Source organism: Paraburkholderia sp., assembly GCF_034668105.1.
Lineage (GTDB): Bacteria > Pseudomonadota > Gammaproteobacteria > Burkholderiales > Burkholderiaceae > Paraburkholderia.
In genome coordinates, this window is the sequence record NZ_JAXDPY010000519.1 from 1 (window position 1) to 13,902 (window position 13,902).

General features: G+C 64.3%; 11 protein-coding genes. 3 read left to right on the forward strand and 8 right to left on the reverse strand.

Annotated features, from left to right (window positions below; all coding sequences use genetic code 11):
* Positions 1-52 precede the first annotated feature (52 nt).
* The gene (locus tag QOC89_RS23140) at positions 53-1,318 is read right to left on the reverse strand and encodes a virulence factor family protein (RefSeq protein ID WP_323047146.1); all 1,266 of its coding nucleotides are present in this window, start codon (positions 1,316-1,318) and stop codon (positions 53-55) included.
* Positions 1,315-3,867 (reverse strand): bifunctional lysylphosphatidylglycerol flippase/synthetase MprF, encoded by a 2,553-nt coding sequence (mprF, locus tag QOC89_RS23145; RefSeq protein WP_323047155.1) that lies wholly within the window; start codon positions 3,865-3,867, stop codon positions 1,315-1,317. The genes QOC89_RS23140 and mprF overlap by 4 nt, the downstream gene beginning before the upstream one ends.
* 578 nt (positions 3,868-4,445) lie before the next feature.
* On the opposite strand from mprF, the gene QOC89_RS23150 reads away from it, so the two are divergent.
* Complete coding sequence (locus QOC89_RS23150) at positions 4,446-4,988, forward strand: PaaI family thioesterase (protein ID WP_323047147.1); 543 nt, start codon at positions 4,446-4,448, stop codon at positions 4,986-4,988.
* 23 nt (positions 4,989-5,011) lie between these two features.
* Here the strand turns inward: QOC89_RS23150 and QOC89_RS23155 are convergent, their stop codons facing one another.
* The gene (locus QOC89_RS23155) at positions 5,012-5,167 is read right to left on the reverse strand and encodes a hypothetical protein (protein ID WP_323047148.1); all 156 of its coding nucleotides are present in this window, start codon (positions 5,165-5,167) and stop codon (positions 5,012-5,014) included.
* A gap of 235 nt (positions 5,168-5,402) precedes the next feature.
* Here QOC89_RS23155 and QOC89_RS23160 point away from each other — a divergent pair, with 235 nt between their 5' ends.
* The gene (locus tag QOC89_RS23160) at positions 5,403-6,800 is read left to right on the forward strand and encodes an MFS transporter (RefSeq protein WP_323047149.1); all 1,398 of its coding nucleotides are present in this window, start codon (positions 5,403-5,405) and stop codon (positions 6,798-6,800) included.
* A gap of 43 nt (positions 6,801-6,843) precedes the next feature.
* Here QOC89_RS23160 and QOC89_RS23165 read toward each other — a convergent pair whose 3' ends face one another.
* The 4 genes from QOC89_RS23165 to QOC89_RS23180 all read right to left on the reverse strand — a co-directional run bounded on the left by QOC89_RS23165 (position 6,844) and on the right by QOC89_RS23180 (position 11,470).
* Positions 6,844-7,497: a glycosyltransferase gene (locus tag QOC89_RS23165; protein WP_323047150.1), complete on the reverse strand. Its 654-nt coding sequence runs from the start codon at positions 7,495-7,497 to the stop codon at positions 6,844-6,846.
* Positions 7,494-8,099 carry a class I SAM-dependent methyltransferase gene (locus QOC89_RS23170; protein WP_323047151.1) on the reverse strand — a complete coding sequence of 202 codons (606 nt, stop codon included), beginning with the start codon at positions 8,097-8,099 and terminating at the stop codon, positions 7,494-7,496. Before QOC89_RS23170 ends, QOC89_RS23165 begins: the two co-directional genes overlap by 4 nt.
* 24 nt (positions 8,100-8,123) lie before the next feature.
* A complete protein-coding gene (locus QOC89_RS23175; protein ID WP_323047152.1) occupies positions 8,124-9,320 on the reverse strand; it encodes an acyl-CoA dehydrogenase in 1,197 nt (398 codons plus the stop codon).
* Between the two features lie 176 nt (positions 9,321-9,496).
* Complete coding sequence (locus QOC89_RS23180) at positions 9,497-11,470, reverse strand: PAS domain S-box protein (RefSeq protein WP_323047153.1); 1,974 nt, start codon at positions 11,468-11,470, stop codon at positions 9,497-9,499.
* 269 nt (positions 11,471-11,739) lie between these two features.
* On the opposite strand from QOC89_RS23180, the gene QOC89_RS23185 reads away from it, so the two are divergent.
* A complete protein-coding gene (locus QOC89_RS23185; RefSeq protein WP_416340447.1) occupies positions 11,740-11,976 on the forward strand; it encodes a hypothetical protein in 237 nt (78 codons plus the stop codon).
* Positions 11,977-12,067: 91 nt separating this feature from the next.
* On the opposite strand, the gene QOC89_RS23190 is transcribed toward QOC89_RS23185, so the two are convergent.
* Positions 12,068-13,117, reverse strand: a complete 1,050-nt coding sequence (locus QOC89_RS23190; RefSeq protein ID WP_323047154.1) for an NAD(P)/FAD-dependent oxidoreductase — start codon at positions 13,115-13,117, stop codon at positions 12,068-12,070.
* Positions 13,118-13,902 lie beyond the last annotated feature (785 nt).

The following is a 13,902-nucleotide window of genomic DNA, read 5'->3' on the forward strand; positions in this document are numbered from 1 at the left end:
CCCGCCGCGCGCGGGATGATGTGGCCCTTCGCGTCTCACGCCATGCGGCGTATCAATCCTGCACGCCGCTTGCCTTCCTGAAGGCACCCAGAATGCGCTGCTCCAGCGCGTTGTAGTCGCCGCCGAAGTGATGATCGCCCGACGTGCGAATCACCGTGATGCCGGTCCGGGTGAGCGCCGGACACAAGGTGTCTTTCTCGTTCTCACCGTAGAAACACTGCACGATCGCGGGCGGCACGCGCGTCAATTCGGGCTGCACCTTCAGGGCCTTATCGCTCGCCGGCATGCCGAGCCAGCCGCCCACGCGAATCTGGAAATCGGCGTCGGGGGCGAAGCCGAGCAGCGCGATCAGCGACACTTTCGCGCGCAGCGCTTCCGGCAGCCGGTTATAGGCGAACGGCAGCACGTCGGCGCCGAACGAATAGCCGACGAGCGCAACGTGCTCCGCATGCCAGCGCGCCCCGTAGGTTTGCATCACACGGGCGAGATCGTGACTCGTCTGCGCGGGGGTTTTTTCGCTCCAGAAATAACGCAGGCTGTCGATGCCGATCACCGAGACGCCGTCTTTCCGCAACGCGAGCGAGATGGTCTTGTCGAGATCGCGCCAGCCGCCGTCGCCGGAAATCACGATCGCCATCAGGCCGTTCGGATGCGCCGCCGGCAATTCGATCAGCGGCAGATCGGAGACGTCGTCATCGTTGGTCGAGGCGGTTTGCAAATGCGGCGTGACCATCGCGACGAGCCGCGCGCGATCGCCGTTGCCCGGCGTCGCCTTTTCGACGAAGCCCGGCACCTTGTCGCGAATGATCGTCGGGTCCGGCGGGCACGGTTGAAAACGTGCGTCCAGATTGCGCTCGGCATCCACCGAGACCGCGCCGGCCACCGTATTCGACGGCGCCTGTTCGAGCACATGCATCGCGAGCGTCGCGCCTTGCCCCGTACCCGCGACGATCGGTGCGAAATAGCGGCTCGATTGCGATTGCCGTTCGAGTTGATGGCTCAACGCTTCAGCATCGCCCACCAGTTGATGGCAGGCTTCCTGTTTCGCGCCCAGATTGGCCGCGTAGCGCGCCGTATCCACGCCGACGGTCAACGCGCCGGCCTTGGCGAGCGCATCGGCGGTTTGCTGATCGGCCGCATTCCAGCCGGCCGCCCCCGAGTAAAGCACCACAAAGCCGCGCAACGGACCGGCGGGTTGCGTCACCGTCACGTCGCCATAACGGCCGCCGGATACGGTAGTCGTCGTGGCAAAAGCAGCGGCGCTGCCAACCACGAGGCTCGCCGCCACGGCGAGCTTGAAACACGAATGCAATGTCATGAGCGCCGGCCTCCTGCCAGCAATGACAGGTCCGCGAGCGTGAAGAACACGCCCACCGAACCCGACGCCGCGAGATAGCGCGGCTCCCAATGCGGCTGGAACTTGCTCTTGAAAGCGCGCAGTCCGCGGAAGTTGTAAAAGCGGCCGCCAAAGCGCCACACGATTCCCGCCAGCCGATGCCAGCGCGACGCGAGCGGCGTCGGCTGCATGCCGGAGAGCGGCGCGATGCCCAGACTGAGCGAGCGAAAACCCGCCTGCTTCAGGTGCAGCGCGAGCTGGGTGAACAGATATTCCATCGCATACGGCGACGCGCTTTCCACGTGCCGCATCACGCCGACCGTCGCCTCGGTGTTCATATCGGTCGTCATGAAGGTCACGAAAGCGGCCGGCTCGCCGTTCTGGCGCACCAGCATCACGGATTGCGCGGCGAGATACTCGTCGGTAAACGCAGCCACCGAGAAGCTCTTTTCGCGCGCGTCGCGGCTGTCGAGCCAGCCGTCGGAAATCTCACGCAGCGTTTCGAGCGACGCCGGCACATTGGCCTGATCGATCACTTCGACGGTAAAGCCGTCACGCTCGCCACGCTTTAACGCATAGCGAAGATGCGCGCGATGTGAGCCCTTCAGGTCGAAATCGTCGAGTACGACGTGGGCTTCTTCGCCCAGCTTCATCAGCGTGAGGCCGGCGTCGAGATAGAGCGGCAACGCGTTGGCGCGCACCTGATAGAACGCGGCGCGGCCGCCGTGCGCATGCGCGAGCGCCACGAACTTGCTGATCAGGCCGGCCCATTCCTCGCGCGGACCGACCGGATCGTGCAGCGCGGCCCACGTGCGGCCGTTTTTCGCATACATCAGGAAGGCCTTACGCGACTCGGAAAAGAGGAAGCTCTTGTCGCCCATCAGCGCGAGACCGGCGTCGCTGCGCTCCTGCGCGCGCACGATTCGCGCCGCGTCTTGCAGATCTTGCGGAGGCGGGATCACGAAGCGGCCTGCCGCGGGGCGCAGCAACTGCCAGAACGAGAAAATCGCCGCGAACAGGCTGGCGGCGAGCGTCGCCCGCAACGCTCGTGGTGCGCGTTCGTCGAAAGCGAATTGCCACCACAGATCGCGCGTGTACGGCACGTCGCGGAACGCAAACAGCATCACCCATACCGCGAGCGCGAGAACCATCGCCACCGAAATCAGCCAGCCCGCGGTGAAGCGCTCGGCAAACAGCGACGAATGACGGTTGAAACGGCGCCGCGTGGACAGCAGCAGCGCGATCAGCATGCCGAGCACACCCGCTTCCACGAATGCCAGGCCTTTGGTGAGCGACAGCGCGAGGCTCAGCACCGCGAGCAGCAAGGTCATCCACCACGCCGCATCCAGACGCCGCAGCAAGCCGCGCGCGACGAACAACAGCAGCACGCCGAGCACGCTGCACAGCATCTGCGAGCTTTCGAGCACCCACAGCGGCAGCACGTCGCGCAAAATGCGAATGCGTTGCCAGAACGCGGGCGTCGCGCTTGAAATCACCAGCATGCCGCCGACCACGAACGTCACGAGGCTCAGAAACAGCGGCGCGAGTTTATAGGCGCCTGCCGCGTGCCGCAGCGGCAAACGGCTTGTCAACGCACGGCCTTCGAAGCCGGCAAGCAGCGCCGCCGAAACGATCAGCGGGACACCGAAGTAAATCGCGCGATACGCGAGCAGCGCCGCCACCATCTGATGCGTTTGCACACTGCCGTTCAGCGTAAACACCATGGCCGCTTCGAACACGCCGACGCCGCCGGGCGTGTGGCCGATCATGCCGAGCAGCATGGCGGCGGCATACACGGTGATGAAGGTCACGAAGCTGACGTTCGCATGCGGCAGCAGCGCCCATAACGCGAGGCCCGCGGCCACCACGTCGAGCACGGCGAGGGCCACTTGCGCGAGCAGATCGCGGCGCGCCGGAATATCGCACGAGAGCCATTCCCAGCGCGTGCGAATCGGGCGCGTGTCGCGGCGGCAAGCGGCAGCCGCGAGTCCGAGCACGATCAGCAAAGCCGCGCCGCACCAGCGCAACGTGAGCGGCGGCAGATGCAGCATCGTCGCGAGCGGGCCGGCGAGGCACAGCATGCCGAGCGCGCTCATCAACACCAGTGCGAGCGCCAGCGAAACGCTCGTGAACACGGTCATGCGGCCGATCTGCGCGGGCGTGACGTTCGACACGCCATAGACGCGCGCGCGCACGGCGCCACCCGTCAAGGCGCCGAAGCCGGTCGCGTTGCCGAGCGCGGAGCCCGCGGTCGCGCCGATCCATAGCGCCGCGCGCGGCACCGCGGCGCCCAGATAGCGCAAGCCGACTGCGTCGCGGCCGACCAGCGCGAGATAGCTGAGCGCGGTCGCGCCGAGCGCGGCGCTCCACTCGCCCGCCGTCAGGCGCCGCAACTGGCCTATCACCGAGCGATAGTCGACCGCTTGCGAGAGATGTTGCAAGACGACCAGCAGCAACCCGCAAATCACGAGTGCGAGCACGGGCGAGAGGATGCTCCGGTTACCAAGCGTCTTCGATACACGGTCGAACATCGCGCCTGGCCGGTCGAATTTATTGTTATATCGGTGGAACATGGTCAATGCGGGCCTTGCAGGGAGCTGTCGCGGCGACGGATCGTCTGCCACGGCATCGCCTTACTTCAGCGATTACGAATAGATAACGGCAATATGTGGAAAAGGTTGACACTTCAGCCAATTCCTCGGGTTTTAACCTGGAGCGTGATTGGCGCTAATCCGTTTCGCGGCGTACAAAGCCGGACGCGTGAATCAGACGGTCGATATTGCCGATTGGACTGTCTCGCCAGCACGCACCGCCGCACTCGACAGGGGCCGAAGTCTAAACGTTTATTCCAGCGAAATGGGGATATCGGGTCGGCTGAGTGTCGAGCGCGCTTCTGATGAGCGCGTTGTCCGCGTGAGCGACCAGGATGCAGCGGCTGCAGGCGCCATCTATCCGCGAGTGACACACGGGCACAATTGCGAACGAGCCGGCGCTACGCGTGCCGGCGGTCCAGAGGCCGCCCTCCACGCGCCCTGAAGCGGTTCGATGCTCTAATCGATGACGATGCATCGATTTCGAAGCACGCTTCCCTCAGGACAGGAGACACGGTTTGACGAACGAAAATCAACTCGAACGCTGGCTCGCACGCGAGCAGGAAGTATTGGCGGCGCTTGGCGCCGGGCCGGGTCCCGGTGTTGCCAGCCCCGAACAGGTGGCGGGCAAGACCGGCCTGGAAGTAATGCAGGCGATGATGAACGCGGAACTGCCCTACGCCGCGATCGCACGCACACTCGACTTCACAATCGTCGAAGTCAGCGCGGGGCACGCGGTGTTTCAGGGCACGCCGCTCGCCCAGCATCTGAATCCACTGGGCACCGTGCATGGTGGCTGGATCGCTACCTTGCTCGATTCCGCGCTAGGCTGCTCAGTCCACACGATGATGCCGGCGGGGCGCGGCTACACCACCGCCGAGCTCAGTGTGAATTACGTGAAAGCGGTGACGCCTCGCGTGCCGCGCGTGCGCGCGCAAGGCAAGGTGATTCACTGCGGACGGCAACTGGCGACGGCGGAAGCTCGCCTTGTCGGCCCGGACGGCACGCTCTACGCGCATGCCACGACGACCTGCCTGGTGTTCGAGATTCCGGGCCGCTAAACGATACGGTGGGTACGAAACGCTTACTGCGGGCGGCGGTGCGCTTCAGCAAGCATGGCGCAGTTTTGCAGATGCAGGTTCAGCGCGTGAAGAGCCAGCGCGCGGAGCTTGGCCAGCCACGTGGTGTTGGCGGCGGCGGGTGCGGTGCGGGCGGTGGCGGCGTTGGAAGCGGTGTTCATGATGGACTCCTGTATAGGGTTTATACCTAGGCAATAACCCGATTATAGCCTTCTCTCGCCGCGCTGCAACAAATATCAATAAGCCGCCAACCTGTTGTGTCACGGCGACACGCGCGACCTATGTAATCTCGAAAAGGGGCTGCATCGCGCGCCGCACTATTAACCATCCGCACCGTACAGGTGCAATAATGACCGCTTTGCCTGCGACCCTTCGCCGCGGACTGCCCCGCCCCACATGACCGTCGTCCAGAAAGCCCTGATTGCGCCCCTCATCGTCGCCTGCGCGATGTTCATGGAAAGCGTCGATGCCAACGTGATCGTCACTGCGTTGCCCGCCATGGCACGCGATTTCGGGCGCGATCCGGTCACGCTGAAAATCGCGGTGACGAGCTATGTGCTGGGTCTCGGGGTCTTTATCCCCGTGTGCGGCTGGCTCGCGGACCGTTTTGGCGCGCGCACGGTTTTCCGCACGGCGATCGGCATCTTCGTGACCGGCTCGCTGCTGTGCGCCGCGTCGAATTCGCTGGCCACCTTTACCCTTGCCCGTTTCGTGCAAGGCGTCGGCGGCGCGATGATGGTGCCGGTCGGGCGGATCATCATCTTCCGCGTGGTCGAAAAAGCGGACTTCATCCGCGCGATGAATTATCTGAGCGTCCCCGCGATGCTTGGACCGGCCGCCGGCCCGCTGCTCGGCGGCTTCATCACGACCTATCTGCATTGGCGTCTGATCTTTTTCATCAACGTGCCGATCGGCCTTCTCGGTATCTATCTGACCAACCGGCACATCGCCAACACACGCGAGCCCGACCCGGGGCCGCTCGACTGGATCGGTTTTTTTCTGTCGGCCGCCGGCGCCGTGTTGCTGCTGCTCGGACTGTCGCTGGTCGGCGGTGAGCTCATTTCGAATCGGGACGCGTTCGGCATGTGCGCGAGCGGCGCGGTACTGCTCGCGGTCTATGTCGCGTACGCTCAACGCGTCAAACTCCCGCTGCTCGATCTGCGCTTTTTCAAAGTACCGACGTTTCAGGCGAGCGTGCTCGGCGGCTCGCTGTTTCGGATCGGTCTCGGCGCCTTGCCGTTTCTGCTGCCGCTGATGTTGCAGGAGGGACACGGCATGAGCGCGTTCGAGTCCGGCCTGATCACTTGCGCGTCCGCGTTCGGCGGCATTTTCATGCGCACGGTCGCCTCGCGCGTGCTGCATCGCTTCGGCTTCCGTTCGGTGCTGGTGGTCAACGCGGCGCTGTCGGGGATGTCGATTGCGGCGTGCGGACTGTTTTTTCCCGGCACGCCGACCTGGATCATCTGGTTCGTCGTGCTGCTCGGCGGCTTTTTCCCGGCGCTGCAATTCACGAGTCTCAACTCGCTGACTTACGCGGAAATCGCCAGCCGCGACGTGGGGCGCGCAACGAGTCTCGGCAGCGTCGTGCAACAGATGTCGCTCGGCCTGGGCGTGACGGTGGGCGGCATCGTGCTGCAGATTTCGCGCGTGCTGCAAGGTCATCCGGGCATCATGTGGTCGGATTTCTGGCCTGCGTTTCTGGTGGTGGGCTTGTGCTCGTTCGCGTCGATTCCGGTCACGTTGCGTATGCCGCATCGCGCCGGTGAAGAAATTTCGCGAGGCGGCCGGGGCTAGGCCACAAATAGGCCACAAATAGGCCGGGGATTGGCCGAGGTGGTCAGCCCGTCGCCCATGCTGCAAGCGTGTCGCCGAAACCGCCGCGAGCGCGGGTCGCCGTGCGCGCGCTCGTGATCACGCGCGGCGCGGCACTCCATGCAATGCGAGCGCCGATCGCGATCAGGCGGTCCACTAGCGCCACGTCTTCGCTGCACGTGAGCGGTGGAAAACCCCCGGCCCGCCGATACGCCTCAGCCGAGACGCCGAGATTCGCGCCGTGCACATGACGGTGGCCATCCGCGTCCACATAGGTCTTGCGAAAATATTCGCGCACGCTGTGCGGATGCGCGGTCCAATCGTCGACGGCAATCGAGCCGCACACCGCGTCCGCGTCCAGCGACAACTGCGCGACCAGCCAGCCCGGCGACACGCGGCTATCGGCATCGGTGAAGGCAAGCCAGCGGGCGCCCTCGGCCAGCAGAAAGTCAGCGCCTGTCGCACGCGCGATGCCGACATTGCGCGCCTTCAACGTCAATGTCTCGACCCCGTAGGCACGCGCGATCGCTCCGGAAAAATCGTTGCAGGCGTCGAGCACGACGACGATCCGCACCGTTTCGCCAGCTAGACCGGCATGCCGCGAGGCTTGGATCAATGCGGCCAGACAAGGCGCCAGCAACGCCTCTTCGTTATGCGCCGGAACGATCACGCCGATCATAGAAGCCCCTCGCGTTGTGCCACCGAACGCGCATCGCGCGACCATACGTCGATCAGCAGATCGGCTTCGTCGTGATGCGCGAGTCGCGACAGACCGCAGCGCGCGTCGAACAACGCGTGGGCGGTGTCGGCGGATTCGAGCGCTTCGGCAAACGGACGGCGCCAGTGGCACGCGAGCAGCGTACCGTCCGTCGTCAGCGATGCGGCGATTCGCGCGGCCAGCGTTTCGAGGTCGGCTGAATCGAGGTAGTAGGCAAATTCGCTGATCACGATCAGATCGAACGGTCCCGCGTCAACCGGCCATTGGAGCGGCACCGTGCGCTGTTCGACGCGAACCTGCGGCATTCCGGCGACCCGTTCGCGCGCAAGACGTACCGCTGTTTCGTGCAGATCGGCGGCGAGCAGTGCGTCGCAGCGAGTCGCCAGTTCGGCTGTCAGTTCGCCGTTCGCACAGCCCGGCTCGAACGCGTTGCGATAGCGCGGACGCGGCAGCAGCGCAAGCGTGAGCGAACGCTTGCGGCGTTCGTACCAGCCTTCACGCAGATTCCACGGATCGTCGCTGCTTTTGTAGAGCTCATCGAAGTACATCGCTGCGGAGGACATGTCAGCCGCCCTCCCTGTATCGTGTTAGAGCGTCCAAGGCGCACCTCCGGCAGCGGCGTCGCGCGCGTCCTTTGCCTTGACGGTCAATTCGCCGAGCACGGCGAGATCGCGTTCGGCATGGCTTTGCCGCAAGAACACCGGCAGATCCGCGAGCGCCCGCGCGAAGCGCGCATCGCGGCATAGCGGGCCGGCGCCGAGCGTGCGCGTCGCGTGATTCATCACCGCCGTGGCGGCTTCTTCGACGATGAGACGTGCGCGCATGGCTTCGCGCTGCGAGTCGGCTTGTGGATTCGCGTCGATATGAGCGGCGGTTTCGCGCAGCACCGCGGCGGCGCCGGCCAAGGCGACGTCGACCGCGCCGAGGTGGGCGAAGCGATGCGCGTCGGCCCGTTGGGTGGATGCTTCGCGCAAGGTCTGGCCGATTTGCGCGGCGGCGCCGTACCAGCATGCGGCAATGCCGGCGCCGCCATGCCAGAAGCCCGGCCGGCGCACATAGGCATGGGCCGCGCCCACGAGGGTGGCCGGCGTCTGCGCGAAAGTGACGTCGGCGCTGGCGGTGGCCTGCATGCCGACGGCTTGCCACTTCGACGCATCGACCGAAATCGACGCGTGATCCATCGCCACGGCGGCAAGCACGGGTTCGTCGTCGAGCCATGCGGTGACGAGCGCGTGACTCACTACGGCCGCGCCCGAGCACCAGGCTTTTGTGCCGCTTAGATAAAGTTGGGCGCGATTGTCTGTGCGAGTCGCGTCCGTGTGAATCGAGCGTTTGCTGGCCCGCACACGTGCATCAGGCGGCTCCGCGGCCCATACCCCCCAGAGGCTATCCACGGCAGGCGTGGGGCCGCGCAGCTCGGCGAGAATCGCCAGCGCATCGGTATGGCCTTCGAACAGTTTGACGAGACCCAGGTCGCACGCCGCAACCGCGGCCAAGGCACGCCAGCGGGCCAGCGTCTGACCGTGCCCGGGCAAGGGCACAAAAGGCGAACGGTCGTAGCCGCGTTGAATCAGCGCGCGCAACACGTCGCCCAGCGCGGCCGGATCCGCCGCATCGAAATGCGTGCCGCGCAGAAAATCTTCAAGCGACTCGCCAGAACGCGTGGCCTGCTGCGCGGCGAGTGCCGCATACGGAGCGCGCGTGCGGGTACTGTCGCGAGTATCGCCAATTCCTTCCGGCGGCCGCGCACCCATGCCGGCCGCACGATCACGCATATCGAGCATCGTGCCTCCCAGAAGCTGTTCGATCTATGCGGGCGGACTTTCCGATAGCCGCAGCGCGTGCAGACACCCAGCAAGCGGCGTGCCGCAAGTACCTGGACACGCTGCAATATTTCAGGGGTTATCACGTATCGAAGACGGCCCTCAGCGCTCCTGCATGAAGGAAGCGCGACCGGGTGTCAGTGGTGGCTGCGCTCCCGGCGCCGCCCTTCCACCTGCTCCAGCAACGCTTCGAACAGCGCGAGCTCCACCGGTTTGACGAGATGGCTGTGGAAACCGGCCGCTTGCGTGCGTTCGCGATCGCTGGCGTGACCGAAGCCGGTCATCGCGGCGAACAGCGTGTGAGCCAGCGCGGGTATCTGTTGCAATGCTGCGAGCGTCGCGTAACCGTCCATTTTGGGCATCGCGAGGTCGATCACGGCAAGGTCCGGCACGAGTCGCGGCGCGACATCGAGGGCCTGCGGGCCGTCGTAGGCAATGCGGACTTCGTGGCCCTTGAGTTCGAGCAGCATCGCGAGGCTGTCCGCCGAGTCGCGATTGTCGTCGACCAGCAGTATCCGCAGGGGCGCCACCGCGCTTCCCGCCATGCCGTCCTGATCGGTCTGCGCGTCGGGGAGCGCCGCGGCAAACGGCAAACTGAGGGTGAACGCACTCCCCAACCCCTCTCCCTCGCTGGTCGCGATAATGCTGCCGCCATGCAATTCGATCAGCGACTTGCACAACGTGAGGCCGATACCGAGACCGCCTTCGCCGAGGCTTTGCCCATGCTTTTCCTGCGCGAACAACTCGAAGATCGAATCGAGCGCACGCACGGGAATGCCGCAGCCGTGGTCGCGCACCTCCAGCACAGCCATGTGATGATCGACGCGTCCGAAGATCTCGATGCAGCTGCCGGACGGCGAAAACTTCGACGCGTTGTGCAACAGGTTTTGCAGCACCTGCACGAGCCGCGTCGTGTCGCCCTCGACGATCAGCGGCTCGGCCGGCATATGCGTTGCCACGCTCTGCTCTCGCGAATCGGTAAACGGTCGCGCCGATTCGATCGCGCGCGCCACCACTTCGGCCACATCGACGCGCGAAAGACGCAGCTCGACCTTGTCCGACATGATGCGGCCGACGTCGAGCAGATCGTCGACGAGACGCGTGAGGTGCGTAACCTGGCGGTCGATCAGATCGCGTGAGCGCGCCAACGTGGGGCTCACGCCCGCTTCGAGTTGCATCACGCCGATCGCATTGCGCACCGGCGCAAGCGGATTGCGCAACTCGTGGGCGAGGGTCGCGAGAAACTTGCGCATACGCTCGCCGGAACGCTCCAGCTCTTCGCGCTCACGGCGCTCGGTGAGATCGCGCGTGACCTTGGCGAAGCCACGCAAGCGGTTCGTTTCGTCGTACACGGCGGTGATGTTGACGTTGGCCCAGAAGGTCGTGCCGTCTTTGCGCACGCGCCAGCCTTCGTCTTCGACCCGGCCGATCTGCTTCGCGATCGCCAGTTCGCGCGCGGGCTTGCCGGCGGCCGCTTCTTCGCGCGTATAGAAAGTCGAAAAATGCCGGCCGACGATTTCGTCGCGCGTATAGCCTTTGATGCGCGCGGCGCCCGCATTCCAGCTCACCACGCAACCGTCCGGATCGAGCATGAAAATCGCGTAGTCTTTCACGCTGTCGACCAGCAGACGGAAACGCTCCTCGCTTTGCCGCAACGCTTCCACGTAATCGCGCTGCGCCGTCAGATCGCGCGTGATCTTGGCGAAGCCCGTCAGCACACCCGCCTCGTCGCGCACCGCCGTGATGACCACATTCGACCAGAAGGTCGTGCCGTCATTGCGAACCCGCCAGCCTTCATCTTCGAAGCGACCGGTGAGCGCGGCTTGCTGCAACTCGTAATCAGGCCAGGCGCGCGCCACGGCTTCGGCCGTGTAGAACCGCGAGAAGTGCTCACCGATGATTTCCTGCGCCGCGTAGCCCGTCAGCTTGCGCGCGCCGCCATTCCAGCTGACGATATGCCCGCTTGGATCGAGCAGAAAGATTGCGTAGTCCTGGATCGACTGGACCAGCGCCCAGTAATCGATTTTGACAGGCGCCGCGGCACTGGGCGCGGGCGGCTCGGGGGGCGCCTCGCCGTTTCTGCCGGCCGAATGGACGTCAAGCTCGTTCATAGTAAGAAGTATCGATGGGTCTGTTCAAAGCATACACCGGCTCACCTTCGCGATTCCCCAAAACCCCGCTCAGGAGCGCGATGGCGATCCACTCGCGCCGCTACTAGCCAACCTTGGGACGCAGCAAAAACGGACCTGGAAGGAGATATCTGGCGTAAAGACGTTCTCGGGTTTGGAGACTTTTGTGTATCTGGCGGGGCGCTAACCGGGTCAGGCCTCTCAATTGCTCTCTCGTCAAAGCATCTCAATCTAAAACCAAGGAGCCTGACTTGAAACGAGCATTAAGCACCTTAGCCCTCGCTGCGGCACTCGCCCTGACCCACACCGTTGCGCAAGCCGAAGGCTGCACGAAAGGCGCCGCGGTAGGCGGTGTCACCGGCCATGTCGCCGGGGATCATGCCGTAGCCGGCGCGGCTGCGGGCTGCGCAATCGGCCACCATGAGGCAAAAAAGAAAGACAAGGCAGCGAGCGCCGCCGCAACCGCCAGCCAACCCGCAGGCAAATAAGCGCATGTAAAAAGAGCCCGGCGCCGACCTGTCGATCACCGCCGGGCTCGATCGATTTGCAACGAACACGCCGGACGCGCGCCTGAACTCCTTACCCTGCCGCCCCAACCTTTTCCGCCAGCTTCGCGTCATAACTGGAGTGGACATGCACCCGCTTCTTCTCCGGATAGGCGTACGCGTACGCTTTACGCAGCGCCAACGACGCTTCATGAAAACCGGACAGTATCAGCTTCTGCTTGTTGGGATAGTTGGCAATGTCGCCGACCGCGAAAATGCCGGGCCGTGAGCTTTCGTAGTTGGACGTATCCACGTCCACCCGGCCGCCGTGAATCGACAGATTCCACCGCGCGATCGGCCCCAGATCGGCGACCAATCCATACAGCACGACAAGCTGCTCCGTGTCGAGCTGCGTTTCGCCCTGGATCTGCCGCAGCGTGATCGACTTCAATGCATCACCCTCGACGTCGAGCCCTGAAATCGCGCCGACGACAAAGTCCATCTCTCCCGCCTCGACCGCCCGCCGCATCAACTCGACGCTCGAATCCGCGGCACTGAAGCCGTTGCGACGATGCACCAGCGTTACGCGCCGCGCGACCTTACGCAACGCCAGCGCCCAGTCGAGCGCGGAATCGCCGCCGCCGGCCACCACCACCGTCTTGTCGGCAAAATCGGCGAGACGTTGCACGCTGTAGTGCACGTGCCGCGATTCCAGCGGCACGGCTTCTGTAAGTGCGAGTTTTTGCGGCACGAAAGCGCCGTTGCCGGCCGCAAGCAGAAGCGCCGCCACATCGAATACGAGGCCGCGGTCGGTCTGCACGGTCCAGCGTCCATCGTCACGCTGCTCGACCGACTCGACCCGTTGCTCGAGATGGATCGGCACATCGAACGGCTTGCATTGCACCATCAAACGCTCGACCAACTCGCGCGCGGTACACGACGGAATTGCGGGAATGTCGTAGATCGGCTTGTCCGGATAGAGCTCCGTGCACTGTCCGCCGAGCTTGCCGAGTGCGTCGACAATCTGGCACGACAGACCAATCACGCCGGCTTCGAAAGCGGCAAAGAGGCCGACAGGGCCGGCGCCGACGATCAGGACATCGGTGCGAACCGGTTGCGCAAGCGGGTCTGTGTGGGGCGTCATTCGGGATCTCGTCTTCGATAGGTCGAAAATCTACGATACAGAATCGCCCGGAGCCCGGCAACGATGCCCTTACACAGGGTAAGTTACCCGCGCCAACAAAAAACGATTTCCCGGGCAGCCTTCCACGCAGCCCGACTATGCGTCAGACCCAGGCACGGCTTCGCGGGCGGTTACGGCACTTCGATATGCGCGAGCAGCCGTTTGAGCATGCCGATCAAACCGCCCGTCAGCGCGCCGATCACTGTCCCAGGCGCCCGTCAAATTTGTCTACCACTATCGCGCCAGTCTGAGCGTGATCGTCCGCGACCGCTCTTGATACGGACGTGGACTCCTCTTCGCCCTTAAAAAGGCGTTAGAAATTTGACGCCCGCTGCCGACCTCCAGAGAAGTAACGTTGGCGTGCGGCCCTGATCGCTGTATCGAACTCCTGTTCCGTCGCGAGGTGCTTATGGTCCACGCTTACCAGCCAACCCTCGCCAGCCTTGCACCACCTTATGCGGCCTTCATCGTATAAGCCACAAAACCACCGCCACAACGAGGCGTCTTCCTCGTTGGCACGACTGGCAGCCTGACGCCGTAGTTGTTCATGATGAGTTGTCGACATATCTGACTCCCGGAGTGTGAGTAAGGAGTGGCTGGCGTGTCAGCATAGGGCGCCTCTAGAGACCACCGACAAGCTCCGGCACGAGATTGAACAGATCCGCGATGCGCCGAGCGCGGCTTGAGACTCGATCAAAATCGCCGGATCCCCGCCGCTCGCCAGCACCGTACGCAGCGTTTCCTGC